Origin of the sequence: Streptococcus sp. HMSC10A01 (assembly GCF_001807785.1) — a bacterium.
Classification (GTDB): Bacteria; Bacillota; Bacilli; order Lactobacillales; family Streptococcaceae; genus Streptococcus; species Streptococcus gordonii.
The window spans coordinates 164260-185867 of sequence record NZ_KV790962.1 but is presented as its reverse complement, the minus strand read 5'-3'; the positions used below and the strand labels follow the sequence as shown (position 1 = coordinate 185867).

Genomic DNA, 21608 nt, shown 5'->3' with positions numbered 1-21608 from the left:
TCCGACGAGAAAATCCTTGACCACATCTTTCAGCTTGCTTCCAGCAGCATCTGCTCCAATAATAATTGCCATGATCATTCTCCTTTGTTTAATATATCAGAAAGAATTATAGTAAAACGCTTTCTTTTAATATATTAATAATATACTAAATTCATCGTTTTTTGTCAACATTATTTGTTTGTTTTTTTCAAAGAAACTCTATCTATTGATTTAAATAAACAAAAAAGCCCTTTAAAGAGCTTTTGACTAACTGTTTATTTAATTAGGCTAAACTATGAAATTACTTTTGTATAAACTTCCAACTCCTCCTGAACAGCTTCTGAAGTCTGATCCGTAATCAAAGCTGTTATCTCCGATAAGGAGCAGATAGCCGTGAAATCCTCCTTGCCAACTTTAGATGAATCGATAAGAAGATAACTTTCTTTCGAACGTTCTAAGGCTAGCTTCTGAGTATAAGCTTCCTCAAAGGAAGATGTCATAATTTGACCATCTTTGATGCCATTTCCGCTGAAAAACATCTTACTAAAATACATACGATCCATAAGAGCATTGGTCATTTCACCGACAAAAGCTTGAGTAGCATCGCGCATTTCTCCACCTAACAGAAAAACTTTAAAGCTATCTGATTTTTTCTTGAGTAGATCGTTAAAAATAGGCAAGCAATTCGTAATCACGCGCAGATGTTGATTTGATATTTCCTCAGCTAGCACCTCGACCGATGTTCCAGGACCTAGAAAGATAGTGTCTCCCTCCTCAATAAGCTGGACAGCTTTCTTGGCAACAGTTCGCTTGGCTTCAATATTTTTAAAAAGCTTTTCTTCATGCGGCAGCTCTCGATATTGTTGAGCTTTATTACTCTTCGCCCCACCAAATACTCGCGTAAGCTTTCCTTGGTTTTCCAACTCTATCAAATCACGGCGAACTGTCATATCAGAAACCTTCATGGTCTCCATGATCTCAGCAACCGTTACAGTTCCAGCTCGATCCACAAATTTAAGAATTTCATCTTGTCTTTGATTCTTACCCATACTCCATCCTCTCTAGCTTGGTTTTGTTCATTATAACTCATTTCTCTCATTTTATCCACACATTTCTGTTTATTTCAAACATTTTTTTGTTTTGTTAACTAAAAAAACGAGAATAGAGTTATACTCCCTTCTCGTCTTTTACTCTTCTATTGTCTATAATAATAATGATCAGCAGGAATATTTCCAATGTTTTGCCCCAGTGCCAATCTAGCTTTACTTGAATCTGAAAGGTCTCCATAAGGATTAGAAAATCCAATTTTTAATAGAGCAATTAGATATCCCGTATTCCCAGACCGAACATTTAGGGTAGGAAATTGACTGCTAGAATGAGAATTAGGTGAGATAAGTTCAGTTTCATTCACTTTTCCATCAGAGCTAATTACAATTTCTCGGCTTGCTCCATTTTTCCAAACACCTGCCAGAGTCGTATAATCACCTTTCATAATTGATTCTATATTTAAATCACCATTATCAGAAATAGATGTTCCTTCACCATTCTCATCACTCGGTTCAAAAAAATCTTTTTGATTGGCAAAAACCATTTCATGGGCAGGATTGCCGTCTGACATGGTAATCGTTATGAGAGGTTGCTTGGCGGTCTTATACTTGAAAATACGGACAGTAATGGTAAAGTCGCTATTGCCATCTGACTTTCTCATCTTATCAGTCGCTATTAAAGTTTCTCCTTCAGATTTCCATTCTGTCGTAAATTCTGCTGAAACAGCACCATCAGGAGTTTGGTAATTAATCTTCCATTCCTTATTGCCACCGTCAATTTTAGCTTTATCACCCGTATTCGCTACATATTCACCTAAAATGCTAACTTTTTGCTCTGAGCTGTCAGACTTAGATGTCGAAACTGATGTAGAAGAACTCGCTTGTTTTGGCTGCTCCTTATGACTAAACTTAGACACAAGAAGAAAACAAACTGTCACCGCTAAAGCTAGTGCTACAAAACTATATAGTAAGGTTAAGACTGTTTTTCTGTCCCATTTTTTTATCATTACTCATACCTCCAATAAAAAATCTTACACCTAGTATACCTTAATTCTTCATCTTGGTAAAATGCTAGGATGAAACCGACCTAATTAAAGAAACATCTTCTAGTATAGAGTATAGAGAACTTATTATATCTAAGAAAACTAAAACATTCTAAAAGCACCTTGCAATTTAACGCAAGATGCTTTTAACAGTTGATAGAACTTAGTTTTTACTATTTATTAGTATTTTTAAACGTTAGTTTTGCTTCTGGATCAATGCTAGTCACGATATTTGTATAGTAGTTTTCCGCAGATTCTGTGATAAGATTTTTATACTGTTTAAGATATTCTTCTTGTTGCTTATTGTTGAGAGCTTTAACTACATCCTCACCAGTACCAATATTTTCAGTTGCTCCACTCAACAATTCTCCACTTGGAACAAGTATCTTATATTGCTCTTTAGAATTTTTCGACAACTCTATTCCTAGAACTTTATATTTAGGGATGGTTAGCTCATATTCATGCTCAGCAATTTTCCTAATCTTAATTCCTTCTTTTATCCCAAACTTGGCATCGTAATTAAGAATCATAACACCTCTTTTTATAGAGAGCGGAATACTGATATTGGTACCGGGAATCTTCTTATCTTTTTCAACCAGTTCAACTCTTTGAATACCTGCAGTTAAAAAGACACTTTCATTGACTTTCTCTAGGCGAGTAATCTGCATATATATCTCTTTACGTTCGTCTGAAGCATTCTTTCCTTGAATATATCCAATGAGATTGGAAGTTTTTGCTACTACAAATAAAGTAGTCAGTATAACTACTACAATCCAAACATAAATTTTTGCACCCAATACTTTTTTTAAAAGGGTCTTAAAAATTCTCATTCTCCTACTTCCTTACAATCAAAAATAAAGTTCCAAAACTAATCAGAGCCAGAAGAACTGATAAATATGGATTCAGCGGAAAGAGAACGACAATTAAAAGCACCACAAAAATAAGTGCTACTGTTTTTGCTATTTTCATAACTTTACTCCTAAAACTTTTCAATAGATATTATATATGTATATACACCACTTGTCAAGCGCTTTCTCATATACAAAAAAATCCCCCAGCAATATTTAGCTGCGGGGAAATTTAAGATAAAATCAAGACACTTCTTTCAAAAACTTCAATCTTTCTATCCAATCAAACTTCCATTTGGTACTTTCTCGTCCACAGTAAGGAGAGTCAGTTGGTCACCGTGTTCAGCTGAGAGAATCATCCCTTGGCTGATATATTTTTTCATCATCTTACGTGGCTTGAGGTTGGCAACGATTTGGACTTTCTTACCGACCAATTCTTGCTCGTTTGGATAGTATTTCGCAATTCCTGAGAGGATTTGACGGTCTTCACCATCACCAGCATCCAAGCGGAATTGAAGCAACTTATCAGATCCTTCAACTTTAGAAACCTCTTTGACTTCAGCAACTCGGATTTCAACCTTATCAAAGTCGTCAAATTTGATAGCATCACGATTAAGTTTGAGCTCGACTTCTTCTGGATTCCATTCCTTTTCAACCGCAGGTTTGCCAGCTTCCATTTGTTCCTTGATATAGGCAATTTCTTCTTCCATATCCAGACGTGGGAAGATTGGTGTCCCTTTTTCTACAACTGTCAGACCTGCTGGAAGCTGGTCAATTGCTAGATTTTCTAGAGAAGCAGCTTGAGGCAAGCCAAGTTGACTGAGGACAGCCTTGCTCGTTTCCATCATGAAAGGATCAATCATGTGTGCCACAACACGAAGGCTGGCTGCCAAGTGGCTCATAACACTTGCAAGTTGATTGCGGAGGGCTTCATCCTTAGCTAGCACCCAAGGAGCGGTTTCATCAATGTATTTATTAGTACGAGAGATAAGCGTCCAGACTGCTTCCAGGGCGCGAGGATAGTCAACTGCATCCATGTGTTTGTAGTAGTCAGCGATAGATTCAGCTGCCACCTGAGCTAGAGCTCCATCAAAGTCTGTCACATTTTCTTCATAAGTCGGCACTTGCCCATCAAAGTACTTATTAATCATAGAAACCGTACGGTTGAGCAGGTTTCCAAGGTCATTGGCCAACTCGTAGTTGATACGACCCACATAATCTTCAGGAGTAAAGGTTCCGTCTGAACCAACTGGAAGGCTACGCATGAGGTAGTAACGAAGGGGATCTAGTCCAAACCGCTCTATCAACATTTCAGGATAGACAACGTTCCCTTTAGACTTAGACATCTTGCCGTCTTTCATGACAAACCAACCATGACCAATCAAACGTTCTGGCAATTTGATATCCAGCATCATAAGAAGGATTGGCCAGTAAATTGAGTGGAAACGAAGAATGTCTTTTCCGACCATGTGGAAGACAGTTCCGTTCCAGAACTTGTCAAAGTTAGCGTGTTCGTCTTGACCGTAGCCAAGGGCTGTCACATAGTTTAGAAGGGCATCAAACCAAACATAGACAACGTGTTTAGGATTGGATGGGACTGGCACTCCCCAGGTGAAGGTTGTCCGAGATACGGCTAGGTCTTCCAAACCTGGCTCAATAAAGTTTCTCAGCATTTCATTTAGGCGACCATCAGGAGTGATGAAGTCAGGATGAGATTTGAAAAATTCTACCAAGCGGTCTTGGTACTTGCTGAGGCGAAGGAAGTAAGACTCTTCTGATACCCATTCCACTTCATGTCCAGACGGCGCAATTCCGCCGGTTACCTTTCCATTTTCATCACGGAAGACTTCAGCCAGCTGGCTTTCTGTGAAGAATTCCTCGTCTGATACAGAATACCAGCCTGAATATTCACCCAAGTAGATATCATCTTGTGCTAAAAGTCTTTCAAAGACATCGGCTACAACCTTTTCGTGGTAGTCATCTGTCGTCCGGATAAATTTATCGTAAGAAATATCCAGCAGTTTCCAGAGTTCCTTGACCCCAACTGCCATGCCATCAACATAAGCTTGCGGACTGATACCAGCTTCTTCAGCTTTTTGCTGAATCTTTTGACCATGCTCGTCAAGACCTGTCAAATAGAAAACATCGTAGCCCATGAGACGTTTGTAACGTGCTAGAACATCACACGCGATGGTTGTGTATGCAGAACCGATATGAAGTTTACCAGATGGATAGTAAATCGGCGTTGTAATATAAAACGATTGTTTTTCAGTCATTTTTTAATCCTTTCAAGGCTAATGAAACCTTTTTTGATAACACTTCATTATACCATATTTTGTAGGGTTTGAGAAAAGACAGTCACCCAAAGTAAATATAATTAAAAAACCAGAAATTATTCTAGGTTTAATAGGTCACAACATTCAAGTTACCACTTTCATTTTCTACGATGAAGATATTCGAAATATCAGTATAGGTGTCTTTAGCCAGTCTCCCACCAGCCACTCTTCTGTTTTGCCAATAGACTTGATAATATTAATTTGGACAAGATTATTTGGTGATAAGGTGGATTTAGTTTTTTTACGCCTCTTTATTCGACGATGAGTTAGCTGTTTCATTCCAGACAGAACCGCTTGACTTGTTAGTGCTAGAAGATGCAAGCGAAACCCCGTTTTTCTGACTGGTCTGACTCAAAACATAAACATAGAAAATCTTTCTAACTTCCCAAGCCACTTGCAATCACTTTGCTATAAATCAGCCCTAAATTTTGTTATAATAAACTCAACAAACTTCTACTAGAAAAGGAAATTTTATGAAACTCATCTCTTGGAACATTGACTCTCTCAATGCTGCATTGACTAGTGACTCTGCCCGCGCTCAGCTCTCTCAGGCTGTTCTTCAGACCTTGCAAGCAGAAGATGCAGATATCATCGCCATTCAGGAAACAAAACTGTCTGCGACAGGTCCGACTAAAAAGCACTTGGAGATTTTGGCAAATCTTTTCCCAGGCTACGAAAACACTTGGCGTTCCTCCCAAGAGCCGGCTCGCAAGGGCTATGCAGGAACCATGTTCCTCTACAAAAAAGAACTGACGCCAACCGTAACCTTCCCAGAAATCGGCGCTCCGTCAACCATGGATGTCGAAGGCCGCATCATTACGCTGGAATTTGACGGTTTCTTTGTCACTCAAGTTTATACGCCCAATGCTGGCGATGGACTCAAACGCTTGGATGAGCGTCAAGTCTGGGATGCCAAATATGCTGAATACCTGGCAACACTAGATGGACAAAAACCAGTCCTCGCTACTGGCGACTACAATGTGGCCCACAAGGAAATCGACTTGGCCAATCCAGCCAGCAACCGCCGTTCACCAGGCTTTACTGACGAAGAGCGCGCTGGCTTCACCAACCTGCTGGCTAAAGGCTTCACCGATACCTTCCGCCACTTGCACGGCGATATCCCTGACCAATACACTTGGTGGGCGCAACGCAGCAAGACTTCTAAAATCAACAATACAGGCTGGAGAATCGACTACTGGCTGACCAGTAACCGTGTAGCTGACAAGGTAACCAAGTCTGATATGATTGACTCCGGTGCGCGCCAAGACCACACACCCATTGTCATGGAGATTGAACTCTAAGGAGAAAACAAATGGACTATCAAGCTGTCATTCCCGAATTTATGGTATCTGACATCGAAAAGTCGCGCCACTTCTACTGCGACTTGCTGGGATTCTCTGTCGAATACGAACGTCCAGAGGAGAAATTTCTCTTCCTCTCGCTTGAAGACTGCCAACTTATGCTAGAAGAAGGTAGCGAAGAAGAATTAGCCCAACTGGCCTATCCTTACGGACGTGGTGTCAATATTTCCTTTGGCATTGAAGATGTCCCACAGCTCCACCAAAAATTGCTGGAAGCTGACTATCCCATCCATCGTCCGCTGACAAAAAGAGAATTTCGAGTGGGAGATAACTTTATCTATCCTCATGAATTTGCGATTTTGGATCCAGATGGTTATTTTTTAAGATTTAGTGAATAAGAAAGCGAAGTCATTAGACCTCGCTTTTTAAATGTCTTTAAAGTTATAAAGTTGCGGATAGTGTTCGCACTCGGGATTTTTAGGATGGCAGATGGCACGTCCAAAGTAAATCATTGCCTGATGGGCTGGCAGCCAACGTTCCGGTGGAAGGACATCCATAACTCGCTTTTCTACCTCAAGTGGCGTTGCCGATTTTTTTACGATATCATGGTGCTTGCAGATGCGCTCCACATGGGTATCAACAGCAAAGGCTGGAATACCAAAGCCCACACTCATGACCACATTGGCCGTCTTGCGACCAACACCAGCTAGACTTTCCAATTCCGCCCGCGTTTGTGGTACTTGGCCATCAAAGTCGTCCAAAAGCTGCTGGGCGCATTTCTTCAAAAACTTGGCCTTGTTGCGGTAGAGGCCTAGGCGGGAGATGTATTTAGCAATGTCTGCTTCACCAGCCTTAGCCATATCCTGTGGACTCGGATAGGCTTCAAACAGAGCTGGCGTCGCCTTATTGACCGCAGTATCTGTCGTCTGAGCCGACAGCATGACCGCTACCAAGAGCTCAAAGTGATTGCGAAAATCCAGACTAGGCTTGGCGTCAGGGAAGAGAGCAATAATCTCTTCAATGACATGACGAGCCCGTTTTTTTGATAAAACCATGATTCTTCTTTCTAAGATTGAGATAGATTCATTATATCATGAAAAGCTTTTTAATGTCATTAGGAGCTTCTTCAGCCACGCTTTCTAACTCAAATTCGATCATACAATCTACTTGAAGTACATTCCCTAAAAGAAAAATCATGACATCTTGTATATTCTTTCCTAAATATTTCTCTTTTCAATGCTGATTTCCTATTGAAGAGACTGGAATTTATTCTTATCTCTATTTTATCACTGCGCAATATCAGACCAAAAAGGAATTTTGGGTAAATCAGATAAATTTGTCTCTCTACTTACTGTAATTCCATAGAAATAATCTGTTAAACTTTTAGAATAATAAATTATATCGGAACCAACAATTGAAAATACTGGCGAAATCGGAGTATTACATGACGCTATATACCTATGACCAGAAATAGGAAATAATGTTGGAGAATTTATTAAACGACTTCGTATTTCTCTTTTCATAAGTACTAAATCGCTAGGAGCTTCTCCCCAATTATCACTCCAATCAACATCTTCTATTTCTTCTGCTATATTTTCTTTGATTATTTGTATGTAATTACTCAGCATTTTAACATTCTGAGATGAAAAGTCACTCCAATCATACCAGTTTTTAGGAAGTTCCTCCATATTTCCAAAAACTTTTTTAAATTCGTCAGGTAAATAAACTCTATAAGTTTGTTCTATCTTTCTAAACGTTCTTTCATTAAATTTTTTTGACACTATATACCTCTTGTTTTATTTTTATGAAAGATTGGTAGTGATCTTGAATATACCAAATGGAACAATCCTCACCTATAATAATTATTTCCATCCCACTTGATACTCCTTATACCTATTTCCTTCGATAAGAAGTTCTTCACCATTTAAAAGTTTGCAATTCTTCTTTATCATCAATCAAAAAGAAATCGTAATCTTTGAAAATAAAAGTATAGATACCAGTCTGTAACCAAAACAAACCTGTCAACCAGTTCGAAATAGAGAATCAAATATTCGTCACAAAGAAACCTATATTCTAGGAAACACTATATTAGTTTCACATCATTTAAATTTAGGTTTGAGCCAAAATTCTTGGATATTGCCATGCCCATCAATACCAGCAATAGTATTTCTGAAAAATTCAACATGGTTAAGATCTTCCCTTGAAATTTCAGAACCGATTTTAAGCCAACCTGATTGCTCATCATAATACGTTTCCCAATTGTAAGCATAGTCAATGAGAAAACTATCTCCCCCATTAATATCATTATCTGTAACAACAATAACACCTTTATCAAATTTAGGAGGCACCAAACTTCTTTTTATCCAAGAAAAGTCGTTATGATACCCCCAAAATTGAGTGGATTCCATATTTTCTGAATTAAAACCTAAAAATAAATATATAAAACTAAAAGTAATATCGCTAGCTATTGTTGGAGTAGCTATTAATTCCTTTGTATCCGTTTTATATATTAACTTCTCTTGCTGATTATATTCTTTTTTTATTATTTTAAACATATTTTCCTACCTATTAATGAAATCAAGGTGTACAATTTGATTTGTATCTAAATCAACAACTAATTCACATAAATATAATATTTTTTCACTAACCTTCTCTAAAAGATCTATATCATATTTTAAAAAATAGAAGCATTATAATTCTTCCTCATCTTTAATAATATAGACCCAAAAATTCTTGGGCTTACTTACCTACCTACATATGTTTTTCGACATCACTTTCCCGGCAAGGTGGAAGATCATCTTACAAAATATCAAATGAAATTGTTTAGAAGCCTTATCCACAACTTCAACAAACTGGTAAAAAATTCTATGTTAGAAAAAAAGAGGCTTCCAATCCATTCGCCTCTTTACTTGTGACTAAATCTTTCCTATTTCTTGATTTCAGTCTGTTTTTTTATTATCTAACACAATTGGATGTTCTCTATTTCATTTTGTCGTTCTATTTGACTACAGATGAATATAATAGCCTTTTTATCAAGCCTTATCTTATCACAACCCCAACTCTTCATACGCCTTTCGGTAGCCAATCTGCAAGATTCGGTTATCTCGAACCAGGAGTGGTCGCTTAATCAGCATACCATCAGTCGCCAGCAAATCAGCGGCTTCCTGGGCTGTCAAATGTGGCACCTTTTCTTTGAGACCCAGCTCACGGTATTTGAGACCACTGGTATTGAAAAAAGCCTTGATCTCAAAGTCTGAGTTCTGGATCCAATCTAAGAGTTGATCTCGACTAGGTGTATTTTGGACAATATCTACCGCCTCAAAGTCCACTCCTAATTGATTGAGCTCAGCCTTGGCCTTACGGCAGGTAGAGCATTTGGGATATTCGATAAATTGTAACATAGTTCACCTCAATTTTTTTCTATCAATCTCTGTTGCTTCATGGTTTAAAAGCCAGAGCTTTTTATCTAAACCACCAGCATATCCTGTCATTTGTCCTTGACTTCCCAAAACGCGATGGCAGGGAATGATAACGGAAAATGGATTCCGACCAACAGCTCCTCCGACTGCTTGAGCAGACGAAACACCAAGGTCTCTGGCAATTTGCCCATAAGTCACTGTCTTCCCTTTAGGAATCTGACTCAAATAGCTCCAAACGCGCTTTTGAAAATCAGTCCCTGCATCTGCTAAAGTCAAACTTGAGAAATCTACATCCTGACTAGCAAAGTAGGCATCAAGGAGCTGAGCAGTCTGCTCGAGAAAGGGATTGCTTGCTTCAATTACTTGTCCACTTAGACCACGCTCAAAATATTTCTGGCCAACAAACCAAGCACCTCTCAGTCCGCTTTCATCCGCAACCAAAGAAAGAGGACCCAAAGGAGAATGATAGATCATTTTATAATAAGTCAACTTTTCTAGTCCCTTTCTTGTCTTTTAGCACTCAGTCACTTGTAAGATTACTGGTGATAGGTTGAGTACAAGTCACTCTTATTCAAACCATATTTTTTCGCAACTTCTTTGATAGCCTTGCTTTTTTGACTGCCGGTTTCAATGAGAAAATCAATTTCAGCCAATAATTCCTCTTCTGACTTCTCAGTTTTCTCCTCAGTAGCACCATCTACAATTAGCAAGCATTCGCCCTTGAGTGGCTCATAACCAATAGCTTCTAGTAATTCAGATATCAGTCCCCGCTGGTATTCTTCATAAATCTTCGTCAACTCGCGAACTAAAACCACCTGTCTATCTCCATAGACTTCCAGCATATTTTCCAAAGTCGACTTGACCCGATGGGGGGATTCATAAAATATCTGCGTCTCTGGATAAGCCTTCTTGCTTTCAAAAAAATCTTTTTGCTGGCCTTTTTTTCTAGGAAGAAAACCAAAGAAAATGTGGGGTTGAGGAGCTAAACCACTAGCAATCAGTGCAGAAATTCCGGCTGAAGGACCTGGCACAGATACAACGATGATATTTTCTGCAATGGCAGCTTTTACCAAGTCGTGTCCTGGATCCGAAATACAGGGAAGACCCGCATCTGATACCTGGGCAAGATCATGACCTTCTTTTAAAAGAGCAATGATTTCTGGGATCCTGGATCTGGAATTATGATCATGAAAACTAATTAGCTTGGTCGAGATATCGAAATAATCCAACAAGCGACCGGTATTACGTGTATCCTCTGCCGCAATATAATCCACTTTCTCAAGAGTTTCTAACATACGAGTGCTAGTATCCTGCAGATTACCAATCGGTGTCGCCACCAGATAGAGCTTACCATAGGATGACGTATCTTTAAAACTTCTCTGAATTTGCATGGCTACTCCCTGAACAATAATTCATTACAAAAGGCGCATTCTTCTTCGTCATTATCTCGTCTTTGACCATAGAAGTCTGTGCATATATGAAAACCATCCAAATAAATCCGTTCAAGATTCTCGCGTCCTTGACCGCCACCTTTACTTGGTCCTGTTTTTTCCACTTCTCCGAGTCGTTCTCTTAGCTTGTCATTCTCCAAGCGCAGAACTGTATTTTCTTCAATAACACTCTTTAGATTTTTTTTAATTGCTTCTACTTCAGCCAGAGTTAGCATTAGATTTTGTGAAAAATCATCTAAAGCGTCAAATATTTCTCTTTTATCCATATCTATTTTTCTCCTTAGCTACGCTTTGCTGGCTGTATGATCATATATTCCAAAGCATTTTGGAAACTCACATTTGCCCGCCACATTTTTCGAGATTGAAACAATCTATCTAAAGAAGTCCGACCACTTTCTTTCTCTATATGTTGAGAAAATAAAATCTCTAGAATTCTAAAAATCTGGTCTTGTTTTTCTTTATCATCAGCCAAACTGCTTAATCTAGCAACCTGTAAAAAGGCCAAATCATTCTTAGCAAGACAAAGATCAACAAAGCGCTGACAGACTTGTGTTACATCAAAGAAGGATTTGCTAGTCTGCAAGTTTTGAGCTTCCTCCAAAGTCTGGCTATAAGCGGCAAGAAGCTGCGCCTGGTCCTTAAGCAAGCCAGACTCTTCCAATTTCGCTACTAAGTAAGCTTCATTTTTATGAAAATGAAAGACCTGGGTCCGACTTTTAATGGTAGGTAAGATCAAATTTTCATCACTAGTCAGAAGGAAAATATATACCTCACTTTGAGGTTCTTCTATCATTTTTAAGAGAGAATTTGCCGCATTCAGGTGCATTTTTTCTGCCTCACAAATGATAAATACCTGCTCATTACCTTCTACTCCGCTCTGCGAAAAATTCTTGAGTAGCTCTCGTATACGTTCTGTTTTGATGATTTGATTTTGTGGGCGAACCACTGTAACATCTGAAAAATCTTCCTCAGCAATCAGACGACAAGACCGGCATTCACCACATGGCCAAACACCCATCTTATCCTGACAGAAACGGCTCTGGGCTAATTTCTGGGCCAAATCAAAGCTGGCAAAATTTCCTGTAAAAAGATAAGCATGGTTAAGCTTATCTTGCTCTAGAATTCGTTCAAAACGATCAACAATTTTAGGTTGAAGTTCCTTTAGTTCATTCATTTTCATGATTTACTGTTTAAGTGCTGGTTTAGGACAGCTAGGCTATCTTTCACAACTGCTTCTAAAGCCTGGCTGGCATCAATTTTAACTAGACGTTCTGGATCTTTTTCCAAGCTATAGAGGTAACCCTGACGGACTCGTTGATGCATTTCCAGTCCCTCTAAGTCAAGACGGTTGACTTCACGATTCTTATTTTTAGCGATGCGAGCAAGACCTTCTTCGACATCTATATCAAAATACAAGGTTAGATCTGGCTTAAGACCATCCGTTGCAAATTGATTGAGCCATTCAATATCTGCCACATCTAAACCACGACCAAAACCTTGATAGGCAACAGAACTATCAATGAAACGATCCATGATAACTAATTTACCAGCTTCTAAGGCAGGAAGCACTTTTTCTATCAAATGCTGTCTACGACTGGCAATATAAAGTAAAAGTTCTGTCTTTCCATCCATCTCTGTATTATTCTGGTCCAATATCACTTCTCGAATAGCCTCTGAAATTGGCACACCACCAGGCTCTCTAGTCGTCACTACTTGATGCCCTTTGGCTTCTAAAATCGGTACCAGAGCTTCTAAAACGCTAGATTTTCCAGCTCCATCCGGACCTTCTAGCGAAACCAACAATCCTCTTTTCATATGTTCCTTTTCTATGCTTATAGAGCAAGGAATACTCCTATAATGCTCTTATCTGCCTGACAGTTCATTTATCTTCCCTATAGTTTTTATGCAAACGTGGGAAACTTACAGATTCCTTACTGCCAGAAAGCAATACTCGTTCTATTTTTTTACAATTCTTTTACTATTTTATCAAAAAAAATCATTAAATTCATTACATAAGTTAGAAACATTTGATACAATATAAAAAGGAAATTTTTTGGAGGAGATTCTTATGCTGAGATTAAAAAACATACTTTGGATTATATTTGGTGCAGGCCTTTTTTCTTTTGGGATCAATTATTTAGCTATTCCCAATCATTTATTTGAAGGTGGAGTCACTGGGGTTACCCTCATTACCTACTATTTATTTAAACTTCCGGTTTCCGTTATGAACCTAGTGATCAACTTCCCTCTCTTCTTCTTTGCTTGGAAGATTCTGGGGAAACAATCTTTCTACTACAGCCTAATTGGAACATTCTCTGTATCAGCTTGGCTGGCCATTTTTGAAAAAATTCCTTTTGTAGTAGATTTAGACGGAGACTTGGTCATTGTGTCTTTGATAGCTGGTATCATCCTCGGAGCCGGACTAGGAATCATTTTCAACGCCGGTGGAACAACCGGAGGTTCCGATATTATTGCTCGTATTTTAAATAAATACACCCATATTTCTATCGGAAAACTCATGTTTGCCGTTGACTTCTTTGTTCTTTTCTTAGTCGTGATTGTCTTTAAAGACTTGCGTCTTGTAACTTATACACTGGTATTTGTCTTTATTGCTTCCCGAGTTATTGACCTTATCGCTGAAGGTGGTTATGCCGGTAAAGGTTTCTTAGTCGTTACTGGAAAATCTGAAGAATTAGCACAGGCTGTTGTTGAGGAACTGGATCGAGGTGTGACCTTGCTAAATGGAACTGGTTACTACACAAAGCAAGACTACAAAGTCATCTACTGCGTCCTAGCTCGAAATGAAATGCAGCAGATGAAGGAAATTATTCATCGAATTGACCCTCACGCCTTTATCACAATTACAGAGGCTCACGAAATTTTGGGAGAAGGTTTCACCTTAGACGAAAACAAACAACCAATCGCTCGTTAAATAATATCCACACAAAAAGGAATCCAAAATTTGGATTCCTTTTTATTTGCTTCCAACGTTAATCCGGTTAATCGCCCGTTGCAGAGCAATCTTAGCTCGGCGTTCTTGGTCAATCAAATGCTTATCATGTGCTTCTTCGATTTCTTGCTCAGCCCTGAGTTTGGCTCGCTCAGCCCGGCTGATGTCAATATCTCGCTCACGCTCAGCTGAGTCCGCCACAATCGTAATGACATTATCTGCAATTTCAATGATTCCGCCGTTGACTGCTATCCAGTCGATATGTTTATCATCATCGACTCGGCGTACCTTGACCTGATCTACTTCTAAAACAGCGATGGTATTGATGTGACGAGGTAAGATTCCCAACTCTCCATCAATGGTCTTTACGGAAACAAATGCAGCATGGTGGTCATAAACGAGACCGTCCGGAGTAACGATTTGTACTGTCATTTGAGCCATCATTCACCTCTTAGAATCCCATTTTTTCTGCTTTAGCCAGAACATCCTCGATAGAACCCACTCCACGGAAGGCATCTTCTGGTAACTTGTCATGTTTTCCTTCAAGAATTTCTTTGAAACCTCGAACCGTTTCAGCTACTGGTACATAAGAACCAGGTTGACCTGTAAACTGCTCAGCCACATTAAAGTTTTGTGATAAGAAGAATTGGATCCGACGTGCACGTGCAACCAAAGTCTTTTCTTCATCAGACAATTCGTCCATACCTAGGATAGCAATGATATCTTGCAATTCATGATAGCGTTGTAAAACTCGCTTAACTTCAGCAGCTACCGCGTAGTGCTCTTCTCCGACAATCTCAGGTGCCAAGGCACGAGAGCTTGAAGCGAGTGGATCAACAGCTGGGTAAATCCCCAATTGTACCAACTTACGTTCCAAGTTTGTCGTTGAATCCAAGTGGGCAAAGGCTGTTGCTGGTGCAGGGTCAGTATAGTCATCCGCTGGCACATAGATAGCCTGGATAGAGGTTACAGACCCCTTTTTAGTTGATGTGATACGCTCTTGGAGTTGCCCCATTTCTGTCGCAAGTGTTGGTTGGTAACCAACCGCTGAAGGCATACGACCCAAAAGGGCAGATACTTCAGAACCAGCTTGAGTAAAGCGGAAGATGTTATCGATAAAGAGAAGCACGTCTTGGCCTTCTACATCACGGAAGTATTCAGCAATTGTCAAACCAGTTAGGGCAACACGCATACGTGCTCCTGGTGGTTCATTCATCTGACCAAAAACCATGGCTGTTTTCTCAATAACGCCTGATTCTTTCATTTCCCAGTAAAGGTCGTTCCCTTCACGTGTCCGTTCTCCAACACCTGTAAAAACAGAAATCCCACCGTGCTCTTGGGCAATGTTGTGAATCAATTCTTGGATCAAGACGGTTTTACCAACTCCGGCACCACCGAAGAGTCCAACCTTCCCACCTTTCAGATAAGGTGCTAGAAGGTCGATAACCTTGATTCCTGTTTCCAGGATTTCAGATGAAGTTGATAACTCATCAAAGGTCGGTGCTTTCTTATGAATTGGTTGACGCTCTGCATCATCCCCAAACGGTGCATCCAAGTCAATAGTGTCTCCAAGAACATTGAAGACCCGACCCAAGGTTTCTTTACCAACCGGTACAGAAATCGGACGACCTGTGTCAAGAACCTCCAGACCACGTGTCAAACCATCAGTTGACTCCATGGCGATAGTCCGAACCACTCCATCACCAAGCTCAAGAGCTACTTCAAGGACGATTTTTGATTTTTTCTCATCATTTTTATAGACTACAAGTGCATTATTTATCTCAGGTAGCTTATCTCCAGCTGCAAACGCAACGTCTACGACTGGCCCGATTACCTGAGTAATTTTGCCTGAGCTCATGTTATTTCCCTCGTTTAATTTCTAATTAATCAGTGGCCTATTCTAGGGCACTAGCACCCGCCACAATTTCAGTAATTTCCTGCGTAATGGCAGCCTGCCGAGCGCGGTTGTACTGAATCGTCAAATCACTGATGACTTTTTTAGCATTATCAGTCGCTGTCTGCATGGCCGTCATGCCGGCAGCATTTTCAGCTGTCTTAGCATCAATAATAGCTCCATAAATCATGCTCTCAGCAAACTGAGGCAACAATTGGTCCAAAATCGCTTCCCGACTAGATTCTAATTCCAAATTAACGGTATAATCTTTGTCAGCTTCATTTGGATCCAAGTCAATAATCGGTAGCATTTGCTCAATCCGCATCTGACTAGTCAGACTATTGACATGATGATTGTAACAGACATAGAGCTCATCAAAGAGTTCATTTTGATACATCTCGATGGCCTTGTTAATAATCTTACGAACCTCATCAAAGCTTGGTTGATCAGCTAAGCCACGTAGTTCATAAACCGGCTGAACCCCTCTAGCTCGACAAAAGTCCGCACCAACACCCCCAATACAGAGAATCTCAAAATCATCTCCCTTTGGATGGTATTCTGCCTTCAGCTCCATCATGGCTTTAAGAATTGTGGCATTGTAGCCACCAACCAAGCCACGGTCAGAAGTGATAACAATGTAACCTGTTTTTTTGACTGGTCTGCTTGTCAGCATAGGATGGTATTTAGCATTTTCTGCCTCATGTCCATGAAGCAAATCCGTTAAGAGTTTCCGAACCTTGGAAGCATAAATTTGAAAGTTCTTAGCTGCTTCCTCGGATTTTCCTAACTTAGCCGCTGATACCATCTGCATGGCATTAGTGATTTGACTGGTGTTTTTTGTGGATGCAATTTTATTTTTGATATCGTTCAATGAAACTGCCATCTGACACCTCTATTCTTATTTAAAGCTAGACTGATTGACAAACTCAGTAATAGCGGCATCCAGAACTTCCTCACTCGGAAGATCCTTAGTCGTTCGGATTGTTTCATAAATACCTTCTTGATGTGCATCAAAGTAGGCAAATAATTCTTCCTCAAAGCGAAGAATGTCATCAACCGGAACACTGTCCAAGAAGCCATGAGTCAAAGCATAGAGAATGACTACTTGCTTTTCCACAGGAAGCGGCTTATGAACTGGCTGTTTCAATACTTCTACTGTTCGACGACCACGGTTTAGTTTTGCCTGAGTCGCAGCATCCAAGTCGCTACCAAATTTGGTAAAGGCTTCTAGCTCGCGATAGGAAGCCAAGTCAATCCGCAAGGTTCCGGCTACTTTCTTCATAGCCTTGATCTGAGCTGATCCCCCAACCCGTGATACAGAAGAACCTGCATCAATCGCTGGACGAACACCAGCATTGAAAAGGCTGTCGCTGAGGAAAATTTGTCCGTCAGTGATTGAAATCACGTTGGTAGCGATATAGGCTGAGATATCCCCCGCCTGAGTTTCAATAAATGGCAGAGCTGTGATAGAACCTCCACCTAATTCATCAGAAACCTTAGCTGAACGCTCTAAGAGACGACTGTGAAGATAGAAGACATCCCCTGGGAAGGCTTCACGGCCTGGTGGACGACGAAGAAGGAGGGACAATTCACGATAGGCTACCGCTTGTTTTGACAAATCATCATAGACAATCAAAACATGCTTGCCATTGTACATAAACTCTTCCGCCATTGCTACACCAGCATAAGGAGCAAGGTAAAGCAAAGGAGAAGGTTGTGAAGCTGAAGCTGTCACAACAATTGTATAGTCAAGTGCACCATACTGACGAAGAGTTTCTACCTGTGTACGAACTGTTGATTCTTTTTGACCAATAGCCACATAGATACAGATCATATCTTGGCCTTTTTGGTTTAGAATCGCATCGATAGCAATGGTTGTCTTACCAGTCTGACGGTCCCCAATGATCAATTCCCGTTGACCACGACCAATCGGAACCAAGGCATCGATCGCCTTGAGACCAGTCTGTAAAGGTTCAGAAACTGATTTCCGTTGCATAACACCTGGAGCAGGCGTTTCAACTGGTCTTGTTTTATCTGTTGCAATATCACCCAGACCATCTACCGGCCGACCCAAAGGATCCACAACCCGTCCAATCAAGGCTTCCCCTACAGGAACTTCCATGATTTTACCTGTACGGCGGATGGTATCCCCCTCGCGAATGTCGGTAAAATCTCCTAAAATAATAATCCCAACATCGTTTGATTCTAAGTTTTGCGCCATTCCGTAAGAGCCGTTTTCAAAGACTAAGAGCTCTCCACTCATGGCATTATCCAGCCCATGCGCACGCGCAATTCCGTCACCAACATAGGTTACTACACCTGTCTCAGTGACATCAAAATCCGGCTGGAAATTTTCAATTTGTTGCTTAATTAAAGCGCTGATTTCTTGTGCGTTAATTGCCAAAAGAACACCACTTTCTATTTCAATTTTTCTTTAACTGCTTTCAACTGACGCTTAATGCTTGTGTCAATTATCTTATGATTGGCTGTAATGGCAAAGCCTCCAATCAAGCTCCTATCCAAATTTTCCTTAATGGAACGAACCTTGAGGTTCATCTTCTTCTCAATCACAGGAATAAGCCGAGCTTTCTGCTCTTCTGATAATCCCTCTACTGAGTGAATGGTTACCTCAAATTCATTGGTTTCCTTCTCGATTTTCTTCAAGATATCGAGTAGGATTGGATAAAAGAAGTCTTCCCGTCCGTTTGTAATTAGGACTTCGATCAGGTTGTTAACCAAGACCGAATCACATGTTTGAAACAAACGAAGAACCTTACTTTTTTCAGCTTGACTGACGCCAATATGCGATAAAAAGTCAGCAAGATGGGTTTCTTCAAAAATCCCCTTAATCTGACTTAGTTCTCTAAATACATCTCTTTGCTGATTTTTTTCAAGCACTATTTGGACAAATGGAGCAGCATACTTTTCAATGATCGCATCGCTTCTCTTGTCCATTAGGCATCTCCTAGCTTGTCGATATAACTGTCAATCAATTGACTTTGAGCTTCCTTGTCTAAGGTTTGACCAATAATCTTACTAGCCAAATCAATTGACAAATCTGCCACATCACCCTTGATTGATCTTAAAGCTTCTGCCTTTGATTGAGCAATTTCTTGATTTGCCTTTTGCTTCAATCGGCTAACTTCTTCTGTCGTGTCAGCTAAAATACTCGCTTTGTTTTTCTCAGCTGTTTCTTTAGCTGTTTCAACAATAGTAGCAGCTTCTTCACGGCTTCCTGCCAAGGCTTCTTCACGCTTTTGCGCTAAATCTTCTGCCTTTTTGCGAGCAGATTCTGCTCCATCAATATCGTCTGAAATCTTTTGAGCACGCTGGTCTAAAATCCCAATAATATTGCCCCAAGCAAACTTCTTAATGAGAAATACTAAAAGAAGAAAGGAGCCGGCAATCAGGATAAAGTTGCCAATAATTTCACCTACGGTTATATTCATTTTATCTATCCTTTCTTTTTATTCTTCCTCACCATTAATTTTCTTACCAAGATACATAGATGTTAGCATGGTAAAAACATAGGCTTGGATACAGGAAATGAAGATTGAAAAACCAGTCCAAACCATGTTCATAATAAAGGCAATTGGATACCAATACGCTGCTTGATGTGCCCAAGTCAAGAGCAAACCAGCCAATACTTCACCTGCAAAAATGTTTCCATAAATCCGCAAGGCTAGCGAAGCAAAATTAGTAAATTCTTCCAAGATATTCATGGGTGTCATGATACCTGGAGTCACAAAACCTTTTAGATATCCTTTTATTCCTTGACGACGGATTCCCTCAACGTGACAGAATACCGTCACTAAAAGAGAGAAGCCCAAGTCAAAAGCGAGATTGGCGGTCGGCGATGTCCAGAGATTGAAACCATTGGTTGTCTGAACCTTGGCCATTAATCCCAAGTTATTAGCCACCGTTACGAAAAGAAAGAGGGAAAATAGAAAGAGCGAATAATTCTTCATATAATGCTCACCAACATTTCCCTTGGTAAAATCTATAACGAAATCATAGATGTATTCCAGAGCATTCTGCTTTCTTGACGGTTTAATCGTCATTTTTCGACTTGCCCAATAAACAAGTCCAAAAGTTACAAACACCGTTAGCAGAGTCATGGCCAGCAGGGTCAAATCAAAGGTCACAGGACCCACATTGATAGTTGGATTAATACTTTCTTCCAACAGATGACACCCCCTTTTCTAAAGAGAATACTTTCTTATTTGATAACAAAGGACATAGCCAACGTTACAAAGAAAGTACCTTCAACAAAGGCTACTCCCAAGATTAGGAGACTTCTCAATTGACCGATAATTTCTGGCTGACGAGACGCCGCCTTAAATAGATTACTCATAATCATACCTTCAGCAAGCGATACGCCAAAGCAGGCCAAACAAAGTCCTAAATATGTTAAATTCATGATGAATTCTCCTTTTGTGTTTTTAAAATTACTTCCTTAGTTTAGTCCTAAAAAACTGTTTTGTCAAATGTTTTTACACATTGTAAGCGATTTTAATTTATTAGCCTTTTCTTCATTAAATATGGTAAATAAAACAAGCTTTTTTTCGCCATTTCTTTCTTGTTTTTTCTAAAAAATAACTATCAAATAGGACAAAAGTGCTAAAAATGTTCTTCTTTTTTAAATCAATAATAATAAATTGACGACTGCTACTAAGTATTTTTAGTTAAATTAGCGGTAGAAAAATCGAAAGTCCCTTAGGCATTTTATAATAAGAAAAGAATACTTCCCCAGAAAATTCCACAAAGATAGCCGACTAGAACATCCTTTGGATAGTGTACCCCGCCAATCACGCGCACCGTAGCTAAGCCTGCTGAAAGCAAGAGGCAGAGGAGCCCCGGTAGCCAGAAAAAGTAGAGCAAGCACATGGATATCACTGTCGCCGAAAAAACATGGCGGCTGGGCATGGACTTGCCTGATGTATCCTTGGCCAGCAAAGGTTGAATAGCCCATTTTTCGTAAGGACGTGCTTGATTCAGCCGTTTACGAATAGCCGACAACAGAGCAAATCCAATAGCTGGTAGGAGTATAAAAGCAAGCAATCCTTTCCACCCTTTATTTAGATAGGTACTAAGCAGGACTAGTCCATAGACTAAGGGCATGAAAAGTGTCATCGCCCGATTAAAACAAGCAAATCCCTTCACCCACTGAGGACGACTACGAAAGGGAGCCGTTAATTGTTGATAGAAAATTGTGTAGTCTTTCAAATCCTACCACCGTTTTTCAAATAAGTTAAGCTCATATGTTCTTTCTAATTTCGGTTTTAATTTTGGTAGTTTAAAATGAGATCCCAGTTGAATACCAAAAGAGACTAAGTACAAG

27 protein-coding genes and 2 pseudogenes are annotated in these 21608 nt (G+C 39.9%); 3 read left to right on the top strand and 26 right to left on the bottom strand.

All coding sequences use genetic code 11. The annotated features are described in order from the left end of the window. The 8 genes and pseudogenes from HMPREF3108_RS01610 to HMPREF3108_RS10780 form a co-directional block, all read right to left on the bottom strand. A pseudogene (locus HMPREF3108_RS01610) lies at nt 1-72 on the bottom strand (galactose-6-phosphate isomerase); the annotation flags it as partial. Nucleotides 73-272: 200 nt separating this feature from the next. Then, nucleotides 273-1028, bottom strand: a complete 756-nt coding sequence (locus HMPREF3108_RS01605; protein ID WP_048777466.1) for a DeoR/GlpR family DNA-binding transcription regulator — start codon at nt 1026-1028, stop codon at nt 273-275. Nucleotides 1029-1174: 146 nt separating this feature from the next. After that, nucleotides 1175-2032 carry a DUF6287 domain-containing protein gene (locus HMPREF3108_RS01600; RefSeq protein WP_048777467.1) on the bottom strand — a complete coding sequence of 286 codons (858 nt, stop codon included), beginning with the start codon at nt 2030-2032 and terminating at the stop codon, nt 1175-1177. A 209-nt stretch (nt 2033-2241) separates the two neighbouring features. Then, nucleotides 2242-2898 (bottom strand): DUF4230 domain-containing protein, encoded by a 657-nt coding sequence (locus tag HMPREF3108_RS01595; RefSeq protein ID WP_048777468.1) that lies wholly within the window; start codon nt 2896-2898, stop codon nt 2242-2244. Between the two features lie 4 nt (nt 2899-2902). Next, nucleotides 2903-3037 carry a hypothetical protein gene (locus HMPREF3108_RS10870; protein WP_256262208.1) on the bottom strand — a complete coding sequence of 45 codons (135 nt, stop codon included), beginning with the start codon at nt 3035-3037 and terminating at the stop codon, nt 2903-2905. Between the two features lie 154 nt (nt 3038-3191). Beyond that, nucleotides 3192-5192: a methionine--tRNA ligase gene (gene metG / locus HMPREF3108_RS01590; RefSeq protein ID WP_048777469.1), complete on the bottom strand. Its 2001-nt coding sequence runs from the start codon at nt 5190-5192 to the stop codon at nt 3192-3194. Between the two features lie 127 nt (nt 5193-5319). Further along, nucleotides 5320-5462 (bottom strand): annotated as a pseudogene (locus HMPREF3108_RS11045) (DUF421 domain-containing protein); the annotation flags it as partial. Nucleotides 5463-5493: 31 nt separating this feature from the next. After that, complete coding sequence (locus HMPREF3108_RS10780) at nt 5494-5646, bottom strand: hypothetical protein (protein ID WP_158001899.1); 153 nt, start codon at nt 5644-5646, stop codon at nt 5494-5496. Nucleotides 5647-5725: 79 nt separating this feature from the next. Here HMPREF3108_RS10780 and HMPREF3108_RS01585 point away from each other — a divergent pair, with 79 nt between their 5' ends. Together HMPREF3108_RS01585 and HMPREF3108_RS01580 are read left to right on the top strand one after the other, a co-directional pair. After that, nucleotides 5726-6553 carry an exodeoxyribonuclease III gene (locus HMPREF3108_RS01585; RefSeq protein ID WP_048777470.1) on the top strand — a complete coding sequence of 276 codons (828 nt, stop codon included), beginning with the start codon at nt 5726-5728 and terminating at the stop codon, nt 6551-6553. Between the two features lie 11 nt (nt 6554-6564). After that, nucleotides 6565-6951 carry a bleomycin resistance protein gene (locus tag HMPREF3108_RS01580; RefSeq protein WP_048777471.1) on the top strand — a complete coding sequence of 129 codons (387 nt, stop codon included), beginning with the start codon at nt 6565-6567 and terminating at the stop codon, nt 6949-6951. Nucleotides 6952-6978: 27 nt separating this feature from the next. Here HMPREF3108_RS01580 and nth read toward each other — a convergent pair whose 3' ends face one another. From nth to tmk, 9 genes are all read right to left on the bottom strand, one after another. After that, nucleotides 6979-7608, bottom strand: a complete 630-nt coding sequence (gene nth / locus HMPREF3108_RS01575) for an endonuclease III (protein WP_048777472.1) — start codon at nt 7606-7608, stop codon at nt 6979-6981. Between the two features lie 231 nt (nt 7609-7839). Beyond that, nucleotides 7840-8334, bottom strand: a complete 495-nt coding sequence (locus HMPREF3108_RS01570) for a hypothetical protein (protein ID WP_048777473.1) — start codon at nt 8332-8334, stop codon at nt 7840-7842. 318 nt (nt 8335-8652) lie between these two features. Beyond that, nucleotides 8653-9108: a hypothetical protein gene (locus HMPREF3108_RS01565; protein WP_048777474.1), complete on the bottom strand. Its 456-nt coding sequence runs from the start codon at nt 9106-9108 to the stop codon at nt 8653-8655. Between the two features lie 492 nt (nt 9109-9600). Continuing rightward, nucleotides 9601-9954, bottom strand: a complete 354-nt coding sequence (locus HMPREF3108_RS01560; protein WP_048777475.1) for an arsenate reductase family protein — start codon at nt 9952-9954, stop codon at nt 9601-9603. A gap of 3 nt (nt 9955-9957) precedes the next feature. After that, nucleotides 9958-10461 carry a methylated-DNA--[protein]-cysteine S-methyltransferase gene (locus tag HMPREF3108_RS01555; protein WP_048777476.1) on the bottom strand — a complete coding sequence of 168 codons (504 nt, stop codon included), beginning with the start codon at nt 10459-10461 and terminating at the stop codon, nt 9958-9960. Between the two features lie 47 nt (nt 10462-10508). Next, nucleotides 10509-11363: a 16S rRNA (cytidine(1402)-2'-O)-methyltransferase gene (gene rsmI, locus HMPREF3108_RS01550; RefSeq protein WP_048777477.1), complete on the bottom strand. Its 855-nt coding sequence runs from the start codon at nt 11361-11363 to the stop codon at nt 10509-10511. A 2-nt stretch (nt 11364-11365) separates the two neighbouring features. Further along, nucleotides 11366-11689 (bottom strand): DNA replication initiation control protein YabA, encoded by a 324-nt coding sequence (gene yabA / locus HMPREF3108_RS01545; RefSeq protein WP_008809472.1) that lies wholly within the window; start codon nt 11687-11689, stop codon nt 11366-11368. Nucleotides 11690-11703: 14 nt separating this feature from the next. Further along, nucleotides 11704-12603 (bottom strand): DNA polymerase III subunit delta', encoded by a 900-nt coding sequence (locus tag HMPREF3108_RS01540; RefSeq protein ID WP_048777478.1) that lies wholly within the window; start codon nt 12601-12603, stop codon nt 11704-11706. Beyond that, nucleotides 12600-13238 carry a dTMP kinase gene (tmk, locus tag HMPREF3108_RS01535; RefSeq protein WP_048777479.1) on the bottom strand — a complete coding sequence of 213 codons (639 nt, stop codon included), beginning with the start codon at nt 13236-13238 and terminating at the stop codon, nt 12600-12602. Before tmk ends, HMPREF3108_RS01540 begins: the two co-directional genes overlap by 4 nt. A gap of 253 nt (nt 13239-13491) precedes the next feature. Between tmk and HMPREF3108_RS01530 the strand changes: the two genes are divergently transcribed. Continuing rightward, nucleotides 13492-14355, top strand: coding sequence for a YitT family protein (locus tag HMPREF3108_RS01530; RefSeq protein WP_008809475.1), 864 nt, complete (start codon nt 13492-13494; stop codon nt 14353-14355). A 42-nt stretch (nt 14356-14397) separates the two neighbouring features. Here the strand turns inward: HMPREF3108_RS01530 and HMPREF3108_RS01525 are convergent, their stop codons facing one another. From HMPREF3108_RS01525 to HMPREF3108_RS01485, 9 genes are all read right to left on the bottom strand, one after another. Continuing rightward, the gene (locus HMPREF3108_RS01525; RefSeq protein WP_111705876.1) at nt 14398-14817 is read right to left on the bottom strand and encodes a F0F1 ATP synthase subunit epsilon; all 420 of its coding nucleotides are present in this window, start codon (nt 14815-14817) and stop codon (nt 14398-14400) included. A 7-nt stretch (nt 14818-14824) separates the two neighbouring features. Next, nucleotides 14825-16231, bottom strand: coding sequence for a F0F1 ATP synthase subunit beta (gene atpD / locus HMPREF3108_RS01520; protein WP_008809477.1), 1407 nt, complete (start codon nt 16229-16231; stop codon nt 14825-14827). A 37-nt stretch (nt 16232-16268) separates the two neighbouring features. After that, the gene (locus HMPREF3108_RS01515) at nt 16269-17150 is read right to left on the bottom strand and encodes a F0F1 ATP synthase subunit gamma (protein ID WP_048777480.1); all 882 of its coding nucleotides are present in this window, start codon (nt 17148-17150) and stop codon (nt 16269-16271) included. 15 nt (nt 17151-17165) lie between these two features. Then, the gene (gene atpA / locus HMPREF3108_RS01510) at nt 17166-18671 is read right to left on the bottom strand and encodes a F0F1 ATP synthase subunit alpha (RefSeq protein WP_008809479.1); all 1506 of its coding nucleotides are present in this window, start codon (nt 18669-18671) and stop codon (nt 17166-17168) included. 14 nt (nt 18672-18685) lie between these two features. Next, nucleotides 18686-19222, bottom strand: a complete 537-nt coding sequence (locus HMPREF3108_RS01505; RefSeq protein WP_008809480.1) for a F0F1 ATP synthase subunit delta — start codon at nt 19220-19222, stop codon at nt 18686-18688. Next, complete coding sequence (atpF, locus tag HMPREF3108_RS01500; protein WP_045503861.1) at nt 19222-19716, bottom strand: F0F1 ATP synthase subunit B; 495 nt, start codon at nt 19714-19716, stop codon at nt 19222-19224. Before atpF ends, HMPREF3108_RS01505 begins: the two co-directional genes overlap by 1 nt. An 18-nt stretch (nt 19717-19734) precedes the next feature. Beyond that, nucleotides 19735-20451 carry a F0F1 ATP synthase subunit A gene (atpB, locus tag HMPREF3108_RS01495; RefSeq protein ID WP_045503863.1) on the bottom strand — a complete coding sequence of 239 codons (717 nt, stop codon included), beginning with the start codon at nt 20449-20451 and terminating at the stop codon, nt 19735-19737. Nucleotides 20452-20486: 35 nt separating this feature from the next. After that, complete coding sequence (locus HMPREF3108_RS01490) at nt 20487-20687, bottom strand: F0F1 ATP synthase subunit C (RefSeq protein WP_045503865.1); 201 nt, start codon at nt 20685-20687, stop codon at nt 20487-20489. Nucleotides 20688-20992: 305 nt separating this feature from the next. Beyond that, entirely contained in the window at nt 20993-21493 is a 501-nt protein-coding gene (locus HMPREF3108_RS01485) for a phosphatase PAP2 family protein (protein WP_048777481.1), read from the bottom strand. Nucleotides 21494-21608 lie beyond the last annotated feature (115 nt).

Excerpts from the sequence above, each read along its gene's own strand:
- HMPREF3108_RS01605 (WP_048777466.1), bottom strand. The coding sequence starts at position 1,028 with ATGGGTAAGAATCAAAGACAAGATGAAATTCTTAAATTTGTGGATCGA.
- HMPREF3108_RS01600 (WP_048777467.1), bottom strand. The coding sequence starts at position 2,032 with ATGATAAAAAAATGGGACAGAAAAACAGTCTTAACCTTACTATATAGT.
- HMPREF3108_RS01595 (WP_048777468.1), bottom strand. The coding sequence starts at position 2,898 with ATGAGAATTTTTAAGACCCTTTTAAAAAAAGTATTGGGTGCAAAAATT.
- HMPREF3108_RS10870 (WP_256262208.1), bottom strand. The coding sequence starts at position 3,037 with ATGAAAATAGCAAAAACAGTAGCACTTATTTTTGTGGTGCTTTTAATT.
- metG (WP_048777469.1), bottom strand. The coding sequence starts at position 5,192 with ATGACTGAAAAACAATCGTTTTATATTACAACGCCGATTTACTATCCA.
- HMPREF3108_RS01585 (WP_048777470.1), top strand. The coding sequence starts at position 5,726 with ATGAAACTCATCTCTTGGAACATTGACTCTCTCAATGCTGCATTGACT.
- HMPREF3108_RS01580 (WP_048777471.1), top strand. The coding sequence starts at position 6,565 with ATGGACTATCAAGCTGTCATTCCCGAATTTATGGTATCTGACATCGAA.
- nth (WP_048777472.1), bottom strand. The coding sequence starts at position 7,608 with ATGGTTTTATCAAAAAAACGGGCTCGTCATGTCATTGAAGAGATTATT.
- HMPREF3108_RS01565 (WP_048777474.1), bottom strand. The coding sequence starts at position 9,108 with ATGTTTAAAATAATAAAAAAAGAATATAATCAGCAAGAGAAGTTAATA.
- HMPREF3108_RS01560 (WP_048777475.1), bottom strand. The coding sequence starts at position 9,954 with ATGTTACAATTTATCGAATATCCCAAATGCTCTACCTGCCGTAAGGCC.
- rsmI (WP_048777477.1), bottom strand. The coding sequence starts at position 11,363 with ATGCAAATTCAGAGAAGTTTTAAAGATACGTCATCCTATGGTAAGCTC.
- yabA (WP_008809472.1), bottom strand. The coding sequence starts at position 11,689 with ATGGATAAAAGAGAAATATTTGACGCTTTAGATGATTTTTCACAAAAT.
- HMPREF3108_RS01540 (WP_048777478.1), bottom strand. The coding sequence starts at position 12,603 with ATGAAAATGAATGAACTAAAGGAACTTCAACCTAAAATTGTTGATCGT.
- tmk (WP_048777479.1), bottom strand. The coding sequence starts at position 13,238 with ATGAAAAGAGGATTGTTGGTTTCGCTAGAAGGTCCGGATGGAGCTGGA.
- HMPREF3108_RS01530 (WP_008809475.1), top strand. The coding sequence starts at position 13,492 with ATGCTGAGATTAAAAAACATACTTTGGATTATATTTGGTGCAGGCCTT.
- HMPREF3108_RS01525 (WP_111705876.1), bottom strand. The coding sequence starts at position 14,817 with ATGATGGCTCAAATGACAGTACAAATCGTTACTCCGGACGGTCTCGTT.
- atpD (WP_008809477.1), bottom strand. The coding sequence starts at position 16,231 with ATGAGCTCAGGCAAAATTACTCAGGTAATCGGGCCAGTCGTAGACGTT.
- HMPREF3108_RS01515 (WP_048777480.1), bottom strand. The coding sequence starts at position 17,150 with ATGGCAGTTTCATTGAACGATATCAAAAATAAAATTGCATCCACAAAA.
- HMPREF3108_RS01505 (WP_008809480.1), bottom strand. The coding sequence starts at position 19,222 with ATGGACAAGAGAAGCGATGCGATCATTGAAAAGTATGCTGCTCCATTT.
- atpF (WP_045503861.1), bottom strand. The coding sequence starts at position 19,716 with ATGAATATAACCGTAGGTGAAATTATTGGCAACTTTATCCTGATTGCC.
- HMPREF3108_RS01490 (WP_045503865.1), bottom strand. The coding sequence starts at position 20,687 with ATGAATTTAACATATTTAGGACTTTGTTTGGCCTGCTTTGGCGTATCG.